A 20,705-nucleotide genomic window follows, 5' to 3' on the forward strand; every position below is an offset into this window, starting at 1 on the left:
AATGCTCTGACTGTATTCTCATTTGATTTTCCGGCATTATTTTCAATTTGATCGAATCATTTTATCATCCTGCAAGCCGATAGAACGAGCATTAATGGGAAATGCTGAAGCGTTTAGTGGATTAAGTTGCTTGATCATTACGAAAATCCAATCACTGCAAAGGCATTTTCAATATGACTTTTGTCCCTTTCCCTTCACGAGAATGAAGGATAAGGTTTCCTCCGCAAACTCTGGCTCTTTCCTCCATACTGAATAAGCCTACTCCACGGGTAACTTTTTCTATATCAAAACCCCGTCCTTTATCTTCTATTACTACACGAACTTCTTCTTCTATTTCCTGGATCGTCACGGTAGCTTCTTCGGTTTGAGCATATTTCCTAATATTTGTTAATGCCTCTTGAATAATACGGTAAATGGTAATTTCTTTGTTTGTATTCAGACGGCAATTCAAATAGCATTCAAAATGGACCTTGATATGATGATGCTCTGAAAATTGTCCCACTAAAGAGCGAATGGCAGGGAACAGTCCAAGATCATCAAGTACCGAAGGCCTTAATTCCCAGGATAGATGCCGGAGCGCTTCGATAATTTCGGTCGCTTCATCCTGCATCTGCTCTAACAAGGGATGATCCATTTCTGTCTGCAGTCTGTTAATCGTTATGAGGTGGCTGTATAAGTTTTGTCCGATATCATCATGAAGCTCTCGGGAAATGCGTTTTCTTTCTTCTTCTTGCACATCAATGATTTTCCCGGTCATTTTCTGAATCTCTTCTTCCGCAAGCTTACGCTGGGTCACTTCATGACGAATCGCTAAATATTGGTAAGGTTTCTGGAACTCATCAAGAAATGGAACGATTGTCGTATCCACCCAATAATAAGAATTATCTTTGGTCTTATTTTTAATCTCGCCTTTCCATACTTCCCCTGCTGATATTGTTTTCCAAAGATTATTGAAAAACTCTCTTGAATGAAATCCCGAGTTAATAATTCGATGATCCTGTCCGATCAGCTCTTCTTTTGAAAACTTTGAAATCCGGCAAAATTGATCATTGATATATTTGATCGTCCCTCTTTGATCGGTTATTGCCACAATTGAGGAAGCATCCAAAGCAAATTGAAAATCGGCCATTTTATTTACGGATTTCCCCAATTCCTCTAAAACTCGTTTATATTCGGTAATTTCCTTCCGGATTGCCAGGTATTTATAAGGGTTTCCGTTTTCATTTAAGAAAGGGACAATTGTGGTATCCACCCAATAATAAGTTCCATCCTTCGCTTTGTTCTTAATTTCACCCCGCCAAACACTTCCTGATGAAATTGTTCGCCAAAGCTTTTGCATAAATTCCTTTGAATGATAACCTGAATTGATAATTCGGTGGTCCTTCCCAATGAGCTCTGCTGCTGAATATTTGGATACTTCACTAAATTTCTTATTCAAGTATATTATCTTGCCTTTTTCATCGGTAAATGCAACAATCGTTGATTCATCAAGTGCGTAAATTAAATCAACCAGCTCATTTATCGGATAGGTTTGCTGCTGGTTAATCCGTGATTGGTCTTTCACTTTATGGACCACGATTAAATAATAGAGCTCTTTCGCAAGCTGAAAGGAGTTCACCCTGAAAAAAAGCGAAAAAGCATGACCATCCCGGTGTATTCCAAAATGGTGGATAATTTCCCCTTCCCCACTTGACTGAAGGTTTACCCCTGGTATAAGATTCAGGAGCTTTTCCCCATTCAATTCATGATGTTCATAACCAAAGTTTTCATATACTTGTTGATCCGCAAAAGAGATGACCCCTGATTCATTGACAAGGATTGTCGCATCGCTTGATCCAGGCCTAACCCCTTTTTTCATTTCCAAATGTTTATTCAAGTCCATACATAATCCTCCTTGTTGCCATGTTAAATCGAGCTGTTCATTTCCTTTTCCAATTTTTTCGCTGCATCAAGGATCGTATGCTGGTCACTTTCAGAAATAGGCTGTTCTGTTCGTTTACCTACTAATAATACCCCTTTGGGAACACCTTTAAATTGAATCGGAACTGCGAAGGCGCAACTGAGATTTTCCGCAAGCATGATTGGATAATCTAAAGCTTTGCCGTGGATATTATTGGGGAAACCCTCAATTTTCATCGGAGTCCCCGTTGATATGACCCTACCTGCTATTCCTTTTCCATATCGAACAGTTATCCTTTTGTATTTATCATTTCTGTTTCCGGCGGCATAATGCCAGCTTATGTCAGGACCTTTTCTGTTTTGTAAGGCAAGTCCTACAAAATCACCGTTCATTTCATCTAATACAATTTCACATGCTTTTTTAAATGGTTGGTCCTCTTTCGATTTACTGTCCCCGTTAAATTCCATACCCTAATAACCCCTTTTTTAAAGCGAATTCAACAAGTTCATGCCTTGTTTTCATCTTGAGCTTTTCCATTAGGTTTCCTTTATGGCTTTCAACCGTTTTCACGCTTATGACAAGCTGTCCGGCAATTTCTTTATTGGAAAATCCTTTCGCAATCAACGTAAGCACCTCTTTTTCACGATCAGACAACAGATTGATAGAATCAGCGGTTCCCTGCTTCACACTCCCTAAATATTCTTCCATTACCCTTTTTGTTGCAGATGGATGAAGGTAAGCATTTCCGTTTGATAAGGATCTGATGGCTACCAGTAGTTCTTCATGTGGTGCACTTTTTAAAATACAGCCTGAAGCCCCGGCTTGAATAGTTCTGAACAAATATTCATCATCATCATGCATGGTAAGTATTAATATGGCTACCTCAGGCATTAGTTTTTTCAGTTCGGAAGTAGCCGATAAGCCATCTTTCCCATGAGGCATGCTTAAATCCATGACTACCACATTAGGCTGGAGCTCTAGTGCCCGTTGTATTCCCTCGTTCCCCTCTGAAGCTTCCCCTATGACTTCCATATCCGCATGATTGTCTAATAGCATCTTTAAGCCCATTCTTACAACGGCGTGATCATCGCAAAGCAAAATTTTTATCAAAGCAGCTCCCCCTAGCTTTGGTTGTGTTTGTATCGTTATATGAAACAACAAGGGGGATTGCACAATTCGCAAACCCCTTGTTTAGCATTTTAATATAATGGCAGAGAAATCTCTATAGAAGTCCCATCATCTATTTTTGAAAAAATGGAACAATCCCCGCCAATCAAATGCATTCTTTCACACATGGCAGCAAGCCCGCTCAACTTATTCATGGCGGTCTCAACCTCAAACCCTTTCCCTGAATCTTTTATCATAATTAATAAAATGCTTTTTTCCCATTTGAATATTATACTTGCTTTCGTTGTATCAGCATACCTTGCTATATTCACCAATGCTTCTTGGCAGACCCTGAAAAGTGTAATGCTATCTCTATCAGAGATTTGCGATTCAATTCCCAGATTCTCCATCTCAACCTCAATTCCATAGGTTGAAGTGTATATTTTTATGTAGCTTTTTATAGCTGAAATAAGCCCAAAAGTCGTAAGGGTAGGAGGATGCAATTCTACAGCCAAAAGCCTGATTTCTTGAATCGTCTTCTCCAATAGCTGTTTCATATCACCTGCATAGATTTTCATGGCAGGCTGTTCGATTGCCGTTTCAATGAGCTGCATTCCGGAGAAAAGACTAGAAAGGGACTGCCCCACACCTTCATGAAGCTCCATGGCAATTCTTTTAATCTCTTCTTCATGTGTTTGTATGATATAAGAACTGATGTTGTTTTTAAGTGGCTGAGTATTCATTCCCACCCTCCTTTTTCAATTGTCTCTGATTATTGGACATTCAAAATGCGACAGGCTCTCCCAATTACACTTTCGGCAGAGTAGTGAGAACACTACCGTATAACTTCTTTCCCACCTGAAATGTAGAATTAGAACTTCTTATTTTTGAAAACTCCAATTCAGCCTTCAAATCCAATCATTTCATGAGCGCAGTTCATTTTATGCTTTCTTCACTTTATGACTTGAAATGTCACTAAACATACCTGCATATTGAACGACATCCCCTGCATCATTCTTTATCGAACTAATGGTCAACCATTGCAGGTATTGCTGCCCATCCTTTCGGTTATTCCAAATTTCACCTTGCCAAAATCCATTTATCTCAATGGATTTCCACAAATCCTCATAAAAAGTTTGGGGCTGTTTACCTGACTTGAGTATACTAGGGTTCTTCCCTATTACTTCATTTTCCTGATAACCCGTAATACTGCAAAACGAGGGGTTTACTGAAATGATCTTGCCGGTGGTATCGGTAATAAGGATTCCTTCTATTGTATGATCAATCACTTCTTTGGCAAGCCCGATTTTGCCTTGGAAATACATCCAGACAACTAATATCAAACTTGCAAGGGCAACTTCTGACAATGCCATGAACCCGATTGCATAATGTCCTGTGATATTGAATAACAAGGATAAAATTAAGGGCGGAAAAAAACCTCCCAAACCGCCCATTGCAGAAACAATACCATTCACAATACCAGCCTGCTTTTGGAAATACATCGGCACCAGTTTAAAAATGACACCATTTCCCATTCCCGCACAAAGGGCAATACTCAAACAACCAAAAGTGTACCAGCCAATCGATGGAGCAAAGGATAAAATCATCGCTGAAACCGTATACACTCCGAAAACGAACATGAGCAGAATGAGGGAATGAAAGCGGTCTGCAAGCCATCCGCCAATTGGTCTCATTAGGGTAGCAAGAACAATAAATCCTGCTGTCCTCAAACCGGCGTCAACTTTATCCAATCCAAAGTTCGCTACAAGAAAATTTGGCAGATAGATAGTAAATGCAACAAAAGAACCGAATGTTATAAAGTAGAATAAACTTAGCAGCCATAGTTTTTCATTTTTGTAGACACTCTTCACTTGTTCTAATAGCGGTGTTTTTACTTTCAGTTCCTTTTTGTCCCCTAACAGAAAGTTACCTGCGATAAAGACCGCCAAAATCACAAGATAAAGCTGTACAGTTGTTGACCATCCATAATTCTCAGCTACAACAGGTGCTGCAAAAGCCGATACTGCCGTGCCAAGGTTCCCTGCACCGTAAATTCCGTTTACAAAGCCATGACGTTCCTTTGGATAATACTTAGGTAAAGAAGTTACCCCAACAGAGAATACGGCTCCGCCAATACCAAGGAAAAGTCCTCCAATCAACAAATCGGCAAGGGAATCCGCAATACTGATATAATAAACAGGGAACAATAGTAAAATAAAGCTAATCAGGAAAATTTTCCTTGCCCCGAACTGATTGGCGTAAAAGCCAAGGGGGATACGAAGTACTGATCCTAAAATAACCGGAACGGCTGTCACCAGTGCGAGCTGACCTTCAGGTATAGCAATGTCTTCTTTAATAAAGGGCATCAGGGATGAAATTAATACCCATACCATAAATCCTACTACTAAGTTTAAAGTCTGTAATGGAAGCTGTATTTTCTTAATCATTCTGATCACTCTCTCTTCTAATTACATATTGTAAACCCGTGTTTGCGTCAAAAGCTGACCACTCATTTTTGTTTCGAGCCATATTACATACTAAAGGGACAGCGAAAAAATGAAGGTGATCAAAATAAATGCGTATATGGGTCATGTCAGGACAAATCTCCACCTTATCTATCGTTTTAGTAACAAAAGGCGCTTTATCCTGCCCATCATCATCCAAGATTGCCACTCTGGCTTTTTCCGAGACTAATGATTGTAAACCTTCCAAATTAATGTGTTCCACATGTATTGCACCCTCTCTTTGCACTGTATACATTTATTTGATAACCATGTAAGCATTTCCAGAATCTATCATCTGCATGATTCTCGATAAATTCAATTGTTTCTTCTTCAGATTCCCAACCACTCATTCCCTTTACTTCTGCAACAACAATATCTATCCCGTTCATTGACTTTTCATCCAAATACCAGTTAAGGCGGAAGTCATTAAAAAGGTCTGAAAGCAGCTTATCGATTTCAGAAGCAAAGTTAACGGATGCTACTTTTACAAAACAAAAATCAATGTAAGTTTCGCTATTCATTCGATTCACGCCTTTTCGTATTTGGTTTTTTTATATGTAAAAAACGCTAAGGGAAACACAACAATGTTCAATCCACCAAATATTAGTACATTTACATAATTTTCATAATAAAATTGGTGAACCATGAATTGGGTAAATACAATATTCATCATCAAGAAGGCACAAAGCAATGCGACACCGATAAACTTAAACTTCATAACGCTTCACCCTTACTGCGTATACCGCCCCATTTTCCACTTTCACCTGAATCTCAGGCAGGGGCCTCCTTGGCGGCCCGGCAGTCGGAACACCTGTTTCAACATCAAATTTCCCATGATGGCAAGGACAGATCATTTCACCTTCTTCTTTCACCCAAAATACCGGGCAACGAAGATGTGTGCATGCATTTTGGTATGCTACGTATTTCGTTTCAGACAATCTGATCAAAATGGCATCATCATGATCCCCTGGAAATTTAAACTCCACTGCGTCACCAATGGCAAGCTTGCTTACATCGGTGATTTTTTTGTGAGGATACTCCTTTTCCCCAAGCCCCATCAATTCTTTAGCCGCAATCGCTCCCCAAGGGAGGGAGGAAATCGCGAATACCCCTGCAGCACCCACCAATGTTTTCATGAACCCACGTCTGTCAAGCTTTCTTTCATTATTCCGTTCAATATTATGAGTGTAATTATCTTCATTAAAGGGAATTTTATTATTTTTATCTGACGGCATCTTAATCCCTCCTAATATAGCTTGGTTATCCCCTGTAAAATACCTGGGAGATTGACCTTAACGTTCGTTTCACTTTCAAGATAAGGAAGGCTTGTCACCCATTTTCCATTATCCAGATTAAATTGTTTTCTCTTATTTTCAATTTCTTCATCTGTCAACCATTGAAGTGTATTGGAAGGACAAACACTTGCACACATTGGCGGGATACTGTCTTTTGTCCGGTCGATACATAAATCGCATTTGTACATTAAGTTTTGTTCCGTGTCAAATTTCGGTATTCCATACGGGCAAGCAATCGTACAATTTTGGCAACCGATACATTTTTCAACGAGTGCTGATAATACGGCCCCTGTCTCATGGATTTGGATTGCCTGTGCAGGACAACTCCTAGCACAGGCAGGATTTACGCAATGAAGGCACATAAGAGGCATCGTTTGCCGATTGACCAGAGGGTTCACATCATATACATAGTTTCTGTTCCGCTCTTCATGCCCTCCGCACTGTGTACAAGCCGCTAGGCATGACCTGCATCCTATGCAGTTTTCAAGTTCTAAGTAGAGCCTCTTTTTCATTTATTGCACCTTCTTTATTTCGACTTTTTCCATTTGGGCTGCACAGACCTTGAATTCCGGCATACGGGACATTGGATCAAGCGCTGCAATGGTTAATAGATTGATAGATTGCTCGTGCCCAAAGTGGTATGGAACAAATACAGTGTCTTCACGAATTGCTTCTGTAATTTTCACTTTATAGATTGCCTCACCTCTTCGGGTATACAGGCGGACCTTATCCTCATGGTCCATATTGTATTTTTTTGCTGTATCCGGATGTACTTCCACGTAAGGTTCCGGACACATATCACGAAGGAACTGAATTCTTCTCGTCTGGTTCCCTGAAAGATAGTGGTAAACGACACGTCCAGTAGTTAAACGAAGCGGATATTTTTCATCTGGCTCCTCAGCAGGGGGACGGTAAGGAAGTGCACAAATTTTCGCTTTACCGTCTGCGTGATAGAATTTTTTATCCAAGAACATATGCGGCGTTCCTTTGTCATTTTTATCCTTACAAGGCCAAAATACCCCATCCTGTTTGTCAATTTTATCCCATGTGGCACCGTAATAATCGGCATTTCCGCCTTTACTGGCCAATCTGAATTCATCTGCCACATCTTTTGCAGTTTTCATATGGGAAAAATATTTTCCTCTCCCAAGACGTTCTGCAAGCTCTACTTGTATTTGCCAATCGGGCTTGGATTTTCCGATTGGTTCTTGTGCCTTATTTATCTTAATAATCCGCCCTTCAAGGTTTGTCACTGTACCTTCATCTTCCGACCACGTTACGGAAGGCAGGATCACATCCGCAAACTCTGCTGATTCGGAAAGATAGAAATCTGAACACAACATAAAATCCAGGTTTTTCATCGCCCCTCTGACAAAATTCAGGTTAGGCGCAGATACTGCAGGATTGGAACATAGCAGATACAATCCGCGAATCGTTTTTTGCTCCATCAGTTCAAACATTTCATAAGCCGAAACGCCAGGCTTAGGCATTTCCTCCGGTGTGATATTCCATACGTTACAAACTTCTTTCACATGCTCAGGATTCGTGATTTTCCGATAACCTGGCAATAAATCCGCTTTCTGACCATGCTCGCGTCCACCCTGTCCGTTTCCTTGACCAGTGAAAGTTGCTACACCAGACTTCGGACGGCCAATCTTACCTGTCACAAGCGCCATGTTTGTATATCCAGATACATTGTCAACGCCCTTATGCTGCTGTTCAATTCCACGGGCAAACATGACAACTGCATTCGGTGATTTTCCATAGATCTCTGCTGCGCGAATGATTTTTTCCGGTGCCACACCTGTAAGCTCACTCGTATATTCCGGTGTAAATTCTTTTACAAGCTCTTTTGTTTCTTCAAATCCATTTGTATGATTATTAATAAACTCTTCATCTGCATAACCATTTTGAATTAATAGATTTAAGATTCCATTAGCAAGGGCAAGGTCCGTTCCCGGTTTCAAGTCAAGATGGACATCCGCCCTTCTCGCAACAGGCGTTTCGCGGGGATCAGCCACGATAATGTAACCGCCCCTTTCTTGAACGTTCCAGACTCTGAACATGGAAGTTGGATGGCATTCTGCTGTGTTGCTTCCTGCAAGAAATAAGCAATCGGTTTCATGAATATCTGTCCAGGGTAATGTTGAACCTCTATCTACGCCGAAAGAACGAAGGAATCCCCCGGCCGCACTAGACATGCAGAATCGGCCATTATAGTCAATGTAGCGCGTGCCAAGAGCCACACGTGCAAATTTCCCTGTTAAATAACATTTTTCATTCGTCATTGATACGCCGCTGAAAACGGATAAAGAATCTTTTCCATATTTTTTTTGAAGCTCACTGAATTTTTTCGCGATTAAATCATATGCTTCATCCCAGCTTGCTTCTCGGAAGCCTTCCTTTGTTCCCTTTAGTGATGCATCATCACGAATAAGCGGTGTTAATATGCGATCATCATGGTTCGTCTGCTGGTAAGCTGTAACCCCTTTTGGACACATTTTCCCAACAGTGACCGGCCAGTCATAACGTGGTTCAACCCCAATGATTTTATTTGTCGCTCTATTTACCCTTAAATTCATCCCGCACTGCATTCCACAATATGCACAATGCGTTTTAACCAATGTTTCATTAGGGTGCAACACATTCTCTACTTCTTTGAAAAACTTATCCCTTTGCATTCTGGTTAGCCTCCTTAACTTTTACCTCGTGGATAGGAAAACCGGAAAATTGGGCAATCCGGTATTTTCTTCGGCAAGGTAGGCACATTTCGGCGAGATGGTGGCCATCCTTCGTTTGAAATTCTATATCATTCTTACCGAGAACCTCTATGACATCATTTGATTGTTCTGTTGAAACAAACTCATTACCGCAAACTTTGCATTCTTTCATGGATTGTTCCGCATAATGCTCTCTGTAGTTTCTAGCCAATACACTCAGTGGTCGGAAAGGTATGTGAGCAAGTTTTCCGAACGGAAGATAAATCAAAGTAATAATGACTGACCACTGGTGAATCAGCGACATGGCTGGCTGTCCTGAACCGTGCATAAAGATGTTCATGAACGTTAATGCCAATCCTGTAACGCTGACCAATAACAGCATGAATAATGGAAGGAAGTCATACATGAATTTTTGTTCTGCCCTTGCCTGCATATTTTTCAAACGGCGGTAAAGAGCCATGCATACTCCGGCAATGACCATTACAGCAGTAATGTTCAGTGCGTTATATGATAACTTCGCAATAAGCCCATCAGCTGGCACTGTCATTACCTGGATCCCCATTGCGATGATGTTGTAATAACCGTTATCGTCCATTGTGAAGTACATCCATCCAAATACTAGGGGAAATGTCACGAAGCAGGAAAGTATGCAGCCCCAGCCCATTAGAACGTGCTGGGTCCATCGGTAGATTCCCCTATTCCAGATGAAATTGTATGTTGCTAAATGTTCGACTGTTGTTTTGGGCGTTGATCTTCTAAAGAGAATTTTGATTCCTTTTTTTATAAAAACCTTTGTTGGCGGCCTTTCTCCCCATGCGATAAATCTGTAAAAGAAACCCCCAATAAAAATAAATGTCCCCACCATATAGCCATAAAGGTTTAAATCTACGTGTGTAAACATTCTCGTACCTATAAACGATAAGATTACAAGTCCGCAAACCGCTAGAAACATAGACTTGGCAAAATGTGATGCAAAAGCATCATCAATCGATTTTCCGGTTTTTTGAGTTACGGCGACTTTTGCCTGCATTATTATTCCTCCTCATTACAAACAATTACGATACCCTAATTGTAAGATCTTGCCTGGTTGTTCGGTATCGGGGAACTTCCCTATCATCTTGGAAAAATCCCCTTAACTTTTGAAAAATCAAAAAAACCGTTCTGATGTCAGAACGGCCATTTCTTTGAAGTTCCTTTAATCCCTTTATCAACTTATTAGATTGGCAGTGGGATAATAATGTAAATAAGCACGTATGAGGGTGTTAGGCTTAAAGATTCCAAGTTTTTTTGGGTGAAAGATGTATTTCGACTACTTCCGAATTGCATAATGGGATCTAACAAAAAAAAGAAAGCGCTCATAAAGAGTACTTTCTTTTTTTCGTGTTTTTTACCGAAGGAATGATATATCCATCCATTTGTTCAGGGCCAAGGAAATCGAAACTTGCAATTCCTTCAATTGCCATTCTTTTTGAAGGAAAAGCCGTTCAGCCTCCTTTAAGGTAACCCGTGAGAACTGAAGAGATTCCCCTGGTTTAACCTGTGCGATGATTGGTAAATCTGCCGTAATGACCTGAGCTATCTTAGGATATCCCCCCGTTGTTTGGCTATCCGCAAGGAGAATGATCGGGTTTCCATCAGGAGGAACCTGAACGGACCCATTTGTGACCGCTTCTGATAATAATTCCCCATTATCCTTTAATTCCAGTGTCGGTCCTGAGAATCTATATCCCATGCGGTCGGATTGATTGGAAACTTTAAATGCCCCCGCTACAAAACTATCTTTACTGGAATCTGTAAAACTTTCATATTGGCTTCCATCGATGAAACGGATGAGAGGTTTTCCTCCTGGCATGAACTCCTTCTCATTAACAAACCACTTTGGGAAGGAAAATGAACCTTTGAACTCCCGAACATCAAGATTTTTCGAAGGTTCATTAAACTCCAAGACATCGTCAGCCTTTAATGCCCTCCCCATATAGCCGCCAATCCCAGCCCTTAGATATGTGCTTTTACTCTCCATCACATCAGGAATAGCGAAGCCGCCCGCCACTGCTAAGTAAGCCCTGCAACCTGATTTACACCCTTCAAATCGAAGAATCGATCCACTTTTCACAAGGATAGGCCTCCACATCGGTACAGCCTGATTATCAATTGTAGGTGATAAGTTTCCACCCGTTATCGAAATCAGGCAACTTTTCCCGACTTTAAAGGCCGGCCCCATCAAAGTAATTTCCAAGGCGGCTTCACCTTCTTTATTGCCAACCAGCATATTGGCAATTCGTAAAGACTGTCCATCCATTGCCCCGCTTACAATCACCCCATGTTGCTGGAATCCTTTTCTTCCAAGATCCTGTATACTAGTCAATAATCCCGATTTGATTACGCGCAGGCTCACTGTAATCCCTCCTTAAGGATCATTTCTTTATATTCTTGATCCGAAATCGGATGGAACTTCACAATGTCTCCCGCTTGTAATAGACTTGGAGGATTTACATTCGGTAAAAATAGTTTGGTTGGCGTCTGTCCGATCAATTGCCATCCACCAGGTGTTGATATAGGATATACACCCGTTTGCATACCGGCGATTCCCACTGCCCCTGCCGGAATGGTCATTCGGGGCGAGGAACGCCTAGGTGTCGCGATTTCTTCTGACATTCCGCCAAGAAACGGGAAACCTGGTGCGAACCCAATCATATAGGCCAAATACTCCCCGGTTGAATGAATATGAATGACTTCATCAGTAGTTAAATCATTATAACGGGCAACATATTCCAAATCCGGTCCATATTCCTTCCCATAGCACACGGGAATGGAAACTGTCCGGTGTGAGAGTTTCTTCGTTTCTTTTAAATCCTGTAATTTCGTTTCCAGGATGGAACGGACCACTTCATAAGGAGATATGGGATCCGTATCATTGCTTTGTTTTTGATCCTTATAAACAACAAGTGGATCATAAAAAACCGTCAAATTAGTAAAAGCAGGTACACATTCTATAAATCCTGCAAAAGGTTCATCTTCAAGTAAATCCATTAATAATTTTATTTTTTTGTGTATGCTGTATTCCATTCCATTCCCGAATGTAATCACGATTGCGGAATCGCCCAATGGAGAAAGTGTACATGCAGTTATATTCAATAGCTTTTCCGGCATAGGACTCATCTCTTTCTGTCAGTTATAAAACTCCTAATTTTTCATCACGAATGTCCGTTATGAACATATGTCCAGGTGCATGCGTGATCATGATCTCCGGTTTAGTCTCCATAGCAATGGATTGCGGCGTTACACCACATGCCCAAAAGACTGGGACTTCGCCTTCACGAATCGTTACTGAATCACCAAAATCCGGATGCTGAATGCTGGAAACACCGATCACTTCAGGGTCGCCAATATGGATTGGAGCACCATGAACTGCAGGAAACCGCGATGTCACTTGAGCTGCCCTCACCACATCCTTTTGTGGAATCGGCCTCATGCTAGCCACCATTTTCCCATGAAATATCCCTGCTTCAATACAAGGGATATTGGTTTTATACATAGGTACATTGCATCCCTCTTCAATATGACGAATCGATATATCATTATTCAAAAGGGCGTGTTCGAATGTAAAACTGCACCCAATTAAAAATCCAACCATATCGTCTTCCCAGTAGTTTGAGATATCCGTTACTTCTTCCACTAATTCTCCATATTTATATATTCGGTATTTTGGAATATCTGTGCGTAAATCTCCGGTCTGAGCAGCAAATTTAGGTATGGGTGATCCAATTTCCGTAACGTCCAGCAATGGACAGGATTTAGGGTTGCGCTGACAGAATAATAAAAAATCAAAAGCATGCTCTTTTTTTAAGATGGCTAAGTTCGCTTGTGCATAACCGTTAGCCATGCCAGCAGTCGGTTTTATCAATTCGTTGTTTCGAATCAATGTACGCAACTCAGCCGGTGTAGCTTGAGAAAGATCGATCATTAGTATTCATCTCCTAGTACGAATTGACAGCCAGTTCACGAACTGGCACGCCACTTCCACCTTTATTTATTGGATTTTCATTCATTAATCATTAAAAAAGTGCTGGCAGTTGTTTCATTAATGTATATACGCCCATTAACGCCATGATGACTACAACGAATACGCCGGAAATCGTTAACCATAAAGGATGCTTATAATCACCCACGATGTTTTTCCTATATGCGGCAATCAGCAATGTTCCAAGGGCAATTGGTAAGATGAGTCCATTAATGGCCCCAACTACTAGCAGTACTTTAACCGGTTGACCAATTAATAGAAAGCAAATGGTCGAAACGACAATAAAACCAATGATTATCCAGTTAGCCTTCTTATTTATCTTTTCGCTGAAAGTTCTGATAAATGAAACGGAAGTATATGCCGCCCCAACAACAGATGTGATAGCTGCTGCCCACATGACGACTCCAAAGATTTTATAACCTACATCCCCGGCAGCGAGTTGAAAAACGGATGCTGCAGGGTTATCCGGATTAATTTGTAAACCCTTCGATACAACACCCAGTACTGCTAGAAATAACGCAACACGCATGACCGTCGTGATCAATATCCCCATTACCGAGCTCTTCGTGACCTGAGGTAATGAGTCAACGCCCTTCACGCCTGCATCTAAGAGACGGTGTCCCCCTGCAAATGTAATATAGCCGCCTACAGATCCACCAACTAATGTAACGATTGCGATAATATCGATTTTATCAGGTGCAAAGGTCCTCACTACCGCTTCCCCGACTGGAGGTGAGGTTGTCCAAGCGACATAAATCATCAAACAAATCATGAAAAATCCGGCAATTTGCGTAAAACGGTCCATCGCTTTTCCTGCTTCTTTCACTACAAAAATCAGGACGGCGATGACTGCGCTTATTGCAGCCCCCGCTGTTGGGGATATTCCCGTCATTGCATTAAGACCTAATCCGGCTCCTGCTATATTTCCAATATTAAATGCCAGCCCGCCCATAACGATCAGTGCTGCCAGTACATAACCCAGCCCAGGAAGGACCATGTTTGCAATTTCCTGACCCCGTTTTTCGGATACAGCAATAATGCGCCATACATTTGTTTGGGCAAATATATCAAGAATGACCGAAATAAGAATAACGAAACCGAAACTTGCCGCAAGACTTTGGGTATAAACGGTTGTTTGCATTAAAAAACCAGGTCCTATTGCCGATGTTGCCATTAGGAATGCGGCACCTAACAATAAAGTGCGGTTTGTTTTTGGCTTAGTCGGGTTCTTTTTCTGTGCTGTTGTATTTTTGATTGGCTCCAATGGAATCTGCCTCCTGATTGTTTATTTTTTTTCAAGTAAAGGACTTTACTGTTATTTCAGATAATTGCAAAGATTCCTTAACAAGCCGAGCAAAGGATAAAGCATGTGCCCCGTCCCCGTGAATACAAATGGTATCCGCTTTTAAAGCCACATCTGAGCCTTGCTGAGACAGCACCTTTCCCTCCTTCACCATGCGAATGACTTGGGCAGCGGCATCATCATCGTTTTCGATCAATGCGTCCTTTTCCAATCGGGAAGTCAATGAACCATCATGTTGGTAGGTACGGTCGGCAAAAACTTCACTCCCGGTTTGCAATCCGATGGCCTGTCCGGCACGTATTAATTCACTGCCCGACAAACCAAATAAGATAAGGTCAGGATTCACTTTATAGACCGCTTCGGCAATGGCCCTGGATAACTCTTTATTCTTTGCGGCCATATTGTATAAAGCCCCATGCGGTTTCACATGCTGCATACTTCCGCCTTCGGATTGCAGAAAGCCATTCAATGCACCAATTTGATAGACGACAATATCATAAGCCTCCTGTGGAGAAATATTCATATTGCGTCTGCCAAATCCTATTAAATCCTGTAAACCTGGGTGGGCTCCGATCTTGACACCTTTCCCTAACGCAAGCTGGACCGTTTTTCTCATGACTGTCGGATCACCAGCGTGGAATCCACAAGCTATATTGACAGATGTTACATAGTCCAAAATCTCTTGATCATTACCTATCCGGTAGGCGCCAAAACTTTCTCCTAAATCACAATTCAAATCAACCGTGTTCATACTACCCTCTCCTTTATTAACGGAAATTTCAGTAAATAAAAATTATGTAGTTACTCTTTCAATCACTTAAATGCATTAGTTCCGAAATTCGGAATTTTAGTTTCATATTTCGGAATATTCTCATTCTAGCATATTTTAATTATTTCGACAATAGTTTGTAAGATAACCTAACATTATAGTTGGATATAAAAAAAGCCGTTGTTTCCTTTGAAAGGAAGCAACGGCTGATTACACAGCTAAAGTTTGGAGTATATTATGACAATGAATTTTTAAAACGATTAATAGAAAACAATGAAATATCTTCCTTGCTCGTACCGGAGATAATCAAGTCACTCAAAATTTCTCCCATGACACTGCTGAATTTAAAACCATGTCCAGAGAAACCTGCTGCTATGGCAATGTGTGGATAATAAGGATGTTTATCCACTATAAAATGCTCATCAGGGGTCATGGTGTAGATGCAAGTTTTCCCATAGTTCAATTTTTGATCAGCAGGCATATATTTCCCCAAAAACTTCACCAAATCTCCCTCATCTTCATCCAATTCACCAAAACCTTCCATACAGCCATCAGGATTTATATGGGTTCCCCCATCATGTCTCCCTACTTTCATTCCAGAACCATCTATACTAGGAAAGCCATAGTATGTACCAACTGAAGTATCAAAAGAAAAAGCCGGAAAATCATGATGATTATATAATCTTTCATTTGCATGAAACCAGGCAAATGTTTTTCTGATGGGTTGCAGCGGCAGATTTAGATCTAACATCGCCAATATTTTCGGTGCCCACGCCCCAACAGCAACCACTAAAGATTCTGAGTGGAATGTTTGTTCATCCGTGTTAATCGTGACCCCATTGCCATGAACAACTATCTTCTTCACTTCACTGTTTACCCTGACGTCGGCACCTTGAGATATCGCAAGTTGCTGATATGCTCTTAAGCACTCTTCACTTTTCAATACGCCCGAAGTCGATTCATAGCATCCAATGTAGTCTTCCGGCAGTGTTATTCCAGGCCATCTATCATGAATTTCATCTGAATCCAAGATTTTCATAGGTAACCCATATTCGATTGATCCCGCTATCACTTGCTTAATGAAACTGGAATTTTCGCTACCAGCATTCAGGACACCCGTTGGAAGAAATAATTGTTTCCCCGAATTCCCTTCCAATTCACCCCATAGCTCCTGGGATTTAAGTGCCAATGAAATATACTCTTTGCCTTCACCATAAGCATGTCTAATAATTCTTGTTTCCCCGTGATGGCTGCCCTTATTATGAGGAGGAGCAAAGGAATCCAATAGTAATACTTTTTGTCCATTTTTTGATAGATAATAACCTGCAGACATACCCATAGATCCAGCTCCAATTACAATTACATCATAATGCATCTTTCATCCCTCCTCCTTTAAATATGATCCTTCATTTTAAAAAAAGGAAGCCATTTTACTTTATTTAATAAAGTAAAACAGCTTCCACATGCTTTTAGAATTCTATTTCCCCGATTGCCGTTTCAACGAACTTCACTATTTCCCCTTCATGAATTTGCCTATATATCACTTCAATGTCAGGATGGAAAAAACGGTCTTCTTCTACCATCGGGACTTCGCTCCGAACTAAATGATACACCCCCTCCGTAACCGGTGACGGTTTCAAGGGCAAATGAAAGTCCATGGCTTGGGTTGCGGTCATCAGTTCAATGGCTAAAATGTATTCAAGTTTCTTCGAAATCCGATAGGCTTTCTTCGCAGCGAAATAGGCAAAACTTATCACGTCTTCTTGATTTGCGCAGGTAGGGATATTATCTATTGTGGCTGGATGCGAGAGTACCCTGATTTCATTCAATAACCCGGCAACTGTATATTGCGGAATCATGTAGCCACTATTTAAGCCTGGATTAACCACTAAGAAATTAGGTAATTCACTAAGGTGATGGTTTACAAGCCGATCTATTCTGCGTTCTGTTATTTTTGCTAAGTTTGCTAACGCGATGGAAATCGCATCCGTATAAATCCCAACAAATGAACCATCAAAATTTCCAGCCATCATGGCCATTCCATCTTCCTCTTCCGGAAAAATCAGAGGATTGTCACTTACAGAGTTCATTTCATTTTCGATCGAAAAAGCAGCGTCCTTCAATACTCTTTTTATGGCTCCATGGACTTGTGGAATGCATCGTAAGCTAAGTGCATCTTGTAATCTATGTTCCTTGTAAGTTTCAATGATTTGGCTGCCTTCAAGAATCCTTGTAACATTTCTGGCTGTCTTAGCCTGTTCCTCATGTTTTTTCAATGCGTGGGGACGGGGATCAAATGCTTTTATTGTACCTTTTAGCACTTCTAAGGACATAGCCCCCGTAATGTCGGCTGTTTTTGCGGCTTGCATGCTATTGTATAAAGCCAAGACAGCCATCGCAGTAACGGAAGTAGTCCCGCTTGTAAGCGCCAATCCTTCTTTGGCACCCAACGTAACAGGTGCTAATCCAGCTTTCTCTAAAGCTTCCATGCCAGGTATAAGCTCATCTTTATACCATGCCTTCCCCTCACCAATCACCACTAAGGCCATGTGAGCTTCAGGAGAAAGATACCCCACTGACCCATCACCTGGAACATAGGGAAGTATATCATGATTTAACAGTGAAGCGATAAGCTTTAAAACTTGAAAACGGACCCCTGAATACCCTTGGCCTAAATTCACGAGGATCATCAATTGAATGGCCCTTACGACTTCTTTTTCAAGAGTTTCCCCAACAGAAACGGCATGTGAACGAACAATATTCCGTTGAAGGGTTTCGGCGTCCTTTGGAGAAATCACCTCCGTCATATTACTGCCAAAACCTGTCGTTACACCGTAAATCAATCTATTATCATCTAAAAACTTGTCTATTAAGCTTCGTGATTTATCCACCCTTTCACAATATGCCTCGGTGAAAGTAACTTTTGCACCATATCTTGCAACTGCAATTACCTCTTGGATTGAGATGGCATCATCACCTAGTAAAACCTCTTTTATATCCATAGGATGTAAACGATCGGTAGTTGTCATCCTTATACATCTCCTCTCATATGACTCATCAAGAAGGAGAAAAACGTTTTGGTCCTTCTCATTTATTTGCTGGAAGTTAATCTTATGTTATTTTTTCATTTTCTGTAAAGGGAATAGCGGTTCCCTTCGGAGAATTCTCCGCTTCTAGCAAAGGGTCACTTGCTTCATGTAATGATAGATTCTTCGTTTCAGGTGCCCAGGCGATCGATACGATCAGACCGACCAGCAGAATGGCTGCCATTCCTGCCATTGAGGCACTTAATCCAAACGAGCTTAAAGAAACAGGCAGCAGAAATGTTCCAATTGCAGAACCAATCCGACTGATTGCCGTAACCATACCTATTCCCGAGCCACGGATCTCAGTTGGAAAAAGTTCTGCTGGGTATACTAATGTAAGGTTCGATGCTGCTGACATGAAAAAAGTAAAGATCAAGAAGGCTGTCAACATTAAGAATTGAGAACCATTGTGCAAGAAGCTGAGTGAAAACAATGAAACGGTAAGGATCGTGAAAGCCCCGATGGTAAATCCTCTACGAGAAAATTTTGCAAGCAGCCATAGACCCACAATTGCCCCAACAAGCAAGAATAGATTTAACATTGTATCGGCAAAAAAATTCTGTTCAAAACCCATTGTACTAAGTATGGAAGGCAGGAAAGTGTAAATTGCAAAGTACGGAATAACAAGAGTTAATTTGAATATTCCACCAAAAGCCAAACGCTTACGAAGCCTTTTACTGAAAAGTCCACGAAATCCAAGTGCCTTTTGATTTTCTGTGCCAGTCGTCGTTTCTCCCATTTCAACGTTCGATCCAAGGTGTTTTTTTACGATCTGGCGAGCTTCTTCGACACGCCCCATGCTGACAAGCCACCTTGGTGATTCAGGCGTCCCTATTCTTAAGATTAAAACCGCAATAGCCGGAATGGCAGCGCTGACAAGCATCCAACGCCATGAGTCTGAACCAGCCTGTCCCAGGTAATGACCAACAAAGTTTGATGCTACATATCCAAGCGTCCATACTACGTTTATAGACGCGAGGAGAGAGGAGCGATACTTTTTTGGTGAAAACTCGGCGAGTAAAGTCGTACCGACAGCGTAATCTCCTCCAAGTCCAAATCCAATCAGCAACCGTAAAATAAAAAGCTCTTCTGGGCTGCTAACAAAAAATTGTAAAATAGTAGCTACCGTAATAAGTAAAAAGTTTACGAGAAAGATTTTCTGTCTGCCTACACGGTCAGAAAGTCTCCCAAGTATTAAAGATCCCGCAAACAGACCGATTAAAGCAGAACTGCCGATCAGCCCTGTCCACAATGAATTCATATTCATTTGAGGACCGAATACAGTCAGGGCCATCGCAATGATCCCTAGAGAATAGCCATCACAAAAGCTGGAACCGAATGTAAGTCCTGCAATTCGAAAATGAAACCTATTAAATGGGGCATCGTCAATCGTGAATTTTTGTTCGTTCAAAGAATCCCCTCCACTTTTTGATTTATAAGATATATCGATTCAAAAAGAACACTATTCCTGTAAAACTCCAGTAGTGACCCTGAAATTGAATGAATCGATTAAGCTTAATACTATAAAAAGATCAGCAAAGAATATTATGAAATCATACTCTTTTTATAAACTATATCAAATCATTCTACCTTTTAATTTCTATTTAATATATGAAAATATAGTTTAAGATTCGATCAATTGTTTATCATTTGTTTATCATTGAAATAAAGGACTTCACTAAGTATTTTACAGCCTTCCATTACCTCGAATTTTTCCCTAGCTTCCTTTTCTGTGGTAAACTCAAACATTTTTATGCCATTTTTCGAATGGATAGTGATTATCCACATAAAATCCCCTCCACATGGAAGATTCATTTCCACGAATTCCATAAAACACTTTCATTTAATTTCACTGTAAAGCAGTAAAGTGTATATCGCTAAAAATGGGCAGGATGATAAATCATCATCCTACTATTCAGTACCATTCCATTTGTTGAATACTTCTAAAAGCCCATTCCATCCCCTAAATATTCAGCGGATGGAATGGGTAGACATTGATT

21 protein-coding genes are annotated in these 20,705 nt (G+C 40.9%); all 21 read right to left on the reverse strand.

Annotated elements, in window-relative coordinates; all coding sequences use genetic code 11:
* Nucleotides 1-151 precede the first annotated feature (151 nt).
* The 21 genes from MPH60_RS11645 to MPH60_RS11745 all read right to left on the reverse strand — a co-directional run bounded on the left by MPH60_RS11645 (nucleotide 152) and on the right by MPH60_RS11745 (nucleotide 20,493).
* The gene (locus tag MPH60_RS11645; protein WP_241588834.1) at nucleotides 152-1,882 is read right to left on the reverse strand and encodes a sensor histidine kinase; all 1,731 of its coding nucleotides are present in this window, start codon (nucleotides 1,880-1,882) and stop codon (nucleotides 152-154) included.
* Nucleotides 1,883-1,905: 23 nt separating this feature from the next.
* Nucleotides 1,906-2,367 carry a GAF domain-containing protein gene (locus MPH60_RS11650; RefSeq protein WP_241588835.1) on the reverse strand — a complete coding sequence of 154 codons (462 nt, stop codon included), beginning with the start codon at nucleotides 2,365-2,367 and terminating at the stop codon, nucleotides 1,906-1,908.
* A complete protein-coding gene (locus tag MPH60_RS11655; protein ID WP_245406184.1) occupies nucleotides 2,357-3,010 on the reverse strand; it encodes a response regulator transcription factor in 654 nt (217 codons plus the stop codon). The genes MPH60_RS11650 and MPH60_RS11655 overlap by 11 nt, the downstream gene beginning before the upstream one ends.
* Nucleotides 3,011-3,099: 89 nt before the next feature.
* Complete coding sequence (locus tag MPH60_RS11660) at nucleotides 3,100-3,750, reverse strand: sensor histidine kinase (RefSeq protein WP_241588836.1); 651 nt, start codon at nucleotides 3,748-3,750, stop codon at nucleotides 3,100-3,102.
* Nucleotides 3,751-3,948: 198 nt separating this feature from the next.
* Nucleotides 3,949-5,454, reverse strand: a complete 1,506-nt coding sequence (locus MPH60_RS11665) for a nitrate/nitrite transporter (protein WP_241588837.1) — start codon at nucleotides 5,452-5,454, stop codon at nucleotides 3,949-3,951.
* On the reverse strand, nucleotides 5,447-5,734 hold the full coding sequence (locus MPH60_RS11670) for a hypothetical protein (RefSeq protein ID WP_241588838.1): 288 nt from the start codon (nucleotides 5,732-5,734) through the stop codon (nucleotides 5,447-5,449). The genes MPH60_RS11665 and MPH60_RS11670 overlap by 8 nt, the downstream gene beginning before the upstream one ends.
* Complete coding sequence (locus MPH60_RS11675) at nucleotides 5,721-6,032, reverse strand: hypothetical protein (protein ID WP_241588839.1); 312 nt, start codon at nucleotides 6,030-6,032, stop codon at nucleotides 5,721-5,723. Before MPH60_RS11675 ends, MPH60_RS11670 begins: the two co-directional genes overlap by 14 nt.
* Before the next feature lie 5 nt (nucleotides 6,033-6,037).
* A complete protein-coding gene (locus MPH60_RS11680) occupies nucleotides 6,038-6,229 on the reverse strand; it encodes a hypothetical protein (protein ID WP_241588840.1) in 192 nt (63 codons plus the stop codon).
* On the reverse strand, nucleotides 6,219-6,746 hold the full coding sequence (locus tag MPH60_RS11685; RefSeq protein WP_241588841.1) for a Rieske (2Fe-2S) protein: 528 nt from the start codon (nucleotides 6,744-6,746) through the stop codon (nucleotides 6,219-6,221). Before MPH60_RS11685 ends, MPH60_RS11680 begins: the two co-directional genes overlap by 11 nt.
* An 11-nt stretch (nucleotides 6,747-6,757) precedes the next feature.
* Entirely contained in the window at nucleotides 6,758-7,318 is a 561-nt protein-coding gene (locus MPH60_RS11690; RefSeq protein WP_061462858.1) for a 4Fe-4S dicluster domain-containing protein, read from the reverse strand.
* On the reverse strand, nucleotides 7,319-9,487 hold the full coding sequence (locus MPH60_RS11695) for a molybdopterin oxidoreductase family protein (RefSeq protein WP_241588842.1): 2,169 nt from the start codon (nucleotides 9,485-9,487) through the stop codon (nucleotides 7,319-7,321).
* Nucleotides 9,474-10,556: a hypothetical protein gene (locus MPH60_RS11700; RefSeq protein ID WP_241588843.1), complete on the reverse strand. Its 1,083-nt coding sequence runs from the start codon at nucleotides 10,554-10,556 to the stop codon at nucleotides 9,474-9,476. Before MPH60_RS11700 ends, MPH60_RS11695 begins: the two co-directional genes overlap by 14 nt.
* Before the next feature lie 357 nt (nucleotides 10,557-10,913).
* Nucleotides 10,914-11,921, reverse strand: coding sequence for a biotin-dependent carboxyltransferase family protein (locus MPH60_RS11705; protein WP_336275348.1), 1,008 nt, complete (start codon nucleotides 11,919-11,921; stop codon nucleotides 10,914-10,916).
* The gene (pxpB, locus tag MPH60_RS11710; protein ID WP_241588844.1) at nucleotides 11,918-12,676 is read right to left on the reverse strand and encodes a 5-oxoprolinase subunit PxpB; all 759 of its coding nucleotides are present in this window, start codon (nucleotides 12,674-12,676) and stop codon (nucleotides 11,918-11,920) included. Before pxpB ends, MPH60_RS11705 begins: the two co-directional genes overlap by 4 nt.
* Nucleotides 12,677-12,698: 22 nt before the next feature.
* Complete coding sequence (locus MPH60_RS11715) at nucleotides 12,699-13,490, reverse strand: putative hydro-lyase (protein WP_241588845.1); 792 nt, start codon at nucleotides 13,488-13,490, stop codon at nucleotides 12,699-12,701.
* Nucleotides 13,491-13,581: 91 nt separating this feature from the next.
* Complete coding sequence (locus MPH60_RS11720; protein ID WP_241589043.1) at nucleotides 13,582-14,721, reverse strand: NRAMP family divalent metal transporter; 1,140 nt, start codon at nucleotides 14,719-14,721, stop codon at nucleotides 13,582-13,584.
* Between the two features lie 121 nt (nucleotides 14,722-14,842).
* Nucleotides 14,843-15,601, reverse strand: coding sequence for a LamB/YcsF family protein (locus MPH60_RS11725; protein ID WP_241588846.1), 759 nt, complete (start codon nucleotides 15,599-15,601; stop codon nucleotides 14,843-14,845).
* A 253-nt stretch (nucleotides 15,602-15,854) separates the two neighbouring features.
* A complete protein-coding gene (gene solA, locus MPH60_RS11730) occupies nucleotides 15,855-16,994 on the reverse strand; it encodes an N-methyl-L-tryptophan oxidase (RefSeq protein ID WP_241588847.1) in 1,140 nt (379 codons plus the stop codon).
* A 94-nt stretch (nucleotides 16,995-17,088) separates the two neighbouring features.
* A complete protein-coding gene (hutH, locus tag MPH60_RS11735; protein ID WP_241588848.1) occupies nucleotides 17,089-18,648 on the reverse strand; it encodes a histidine ammonia-lyase in 1,560 nt (519 codons plus the stop codon).
* An 82-nt stretch (nucleotides 18,649-18,730) separates the two neighbouring features.
* The gene (locus tag MPH60_RS11740) at nucleotides 18,731-20,116 is read right to left on the reverse strand and encodes an MFS transporter (RefSeq protein ID WP_241588849.1); all 1,386 of its coding nucleotides are present in this window, start codon (nucleotides 20,114-20,116) and stop codon (nucleotides 18,731-18,733) included.
* Between the two features lie 224 nt (nucleotides 20,117-20,340).
* Nucleotides 20,341-20,493 carry a hypothetical protein gene (locus MPH60_RS11745; protein ID WP_241588850.1) on the reverse strand — a complete coding sequence of 51 codons (153 nt, stop codon included), beginning with the start codon at nucleotides 20,491-20,493 and terminating at the stop codon, nucleotides 20,341-20,343.
* Nucleotides 20,494-20,705: the final 212 nt, after the last annotated feature.

Origin of the sequence: Peribacillus sp. Aquil_B1 (genome assembly GCF_022603275.1) — a bacterium.
Classification (GTDB): domain Bacteria; phylum Bacillota; class Bacilli; order Bacillales; family DSM-1321; genus Peribacillus.

Bases quoted from the DNA above. Each gene is read 5' to 3' on its own strand.
- MPH60_RS11645 (WP_241588834.1), bottom strand. From the start codon at position 1,882: ATGGACTTGAATAAACATTTGGAAATGAAAAAAGGGGTTAGGCCTGGA.
- MPH60_RS11650 (WP_241588835.1), bottom strand. From the start codon at position 2,367: ATGGAATTTAACGGGGACAGTAAATCGAAAGAGGACCAACCATTTAAA.
- MPH60_RS11660 (WP_241588836.1), bottom strand. From the start codon at position 3,750: ATGAATACTCAGCCACTTAAAAACAACATCAGTTCTTATATCATACAA.
- MPH60_RS11665 (WP_241588837.1), bottom strand. From the start codon at position 5,454: ATGATTAAGAAAATACAGCTTCCATTACAGACTTTAAACTTAGTAGTA.
- MPH60_RS11675 (WP_241588839.1), bottom strand. From the start codon at position 6,032: ATGAATAGCGAAACTTACATTGATTTTTGTTTTGTAAAAGTAGCATCC.
- MPH60_RS11680 (WP_241588840.1), bottom strand. From the start codon at position 6,229: ATGAAGTTTAAGTTTATCGGTGTCGCATTGCTTTGTGCCTTCTTGATG.
- MPH60_RS11685 (WP_241588841.1), bottom strand. From the start codon at position 6,746: ATGCCGTCAGATAAAAATAATAAAATTCCCTTTAATGAAGATAATTAC.
- MPH60_RS11690 (WP_061462858.1), bottom strand. From the start codon at position 7,318: ATGAAAAAGAGGCTCTACTTAGAACTTGAAAACTGCATAGGATGCAGG.
- MPH60_RS11695 (WP_241588842.1), bottom strand. From the start codon at position 9,487: ATGCAAAGGGATAAGTTTTTCAAAGAAGTAGAGAATGTGTTGCACCCT.
- MPH60_RS11700 (WP_241588843.1), bottom strand. From the start codon at position 10,556: ATGCAGGCAAAAGTCGCCGTAACTCAAAAAACCGGAAAATCGATTGAT.
- pxpB (WP_241588844.1), bottom strand. From the start codon at position 12,676: ATGCCGGAAAAGCTATTGAATATAACTGCATGTACACTTTCTCCATTG.
- MPH60_RS11715 (WP_241588845.1), bottom strand. From the start codon at position 13,490: ATGATCGATCTTTCTCAAGCTACACCGGCTGAGTTGCGTACATTGATT.
- MPH60_RS11720 (WP_241589043.1), bottom strand. From the start codon at position 14,721: ATGGCAACATCGGCAATAGGACCTGGTTTTTTAATGCAAACAACCGTT.
- MPH60_RS11725 (WP_241588846.1), bottom strand. From the start codon at position 15,601: ATGAACACGGTTGATTTGAATTGTGATTTAGGAGAAAGTTTTGGCGCC.
- solA (WP_241588847.1), bottom strand. From the start codon at position 16,994: ATGCATTATGATGTAATTGTAATTGGAGCTGGATCTATGGGTATGTCT.
- hutH (WP_241588848.1), bottom strand. From the start codon at position 18,648: ATGACAACTACCGATCGTTTACATCCTATGGATATAAAAGAGGTTTTA.
- MPH60_RS11745 (WP_241588850.1), bottom strand. From the start codon at position 20,493: ATGTGGATAATCACTATCCATTCGAAAAATGGCATAAAAATGTTTGAG.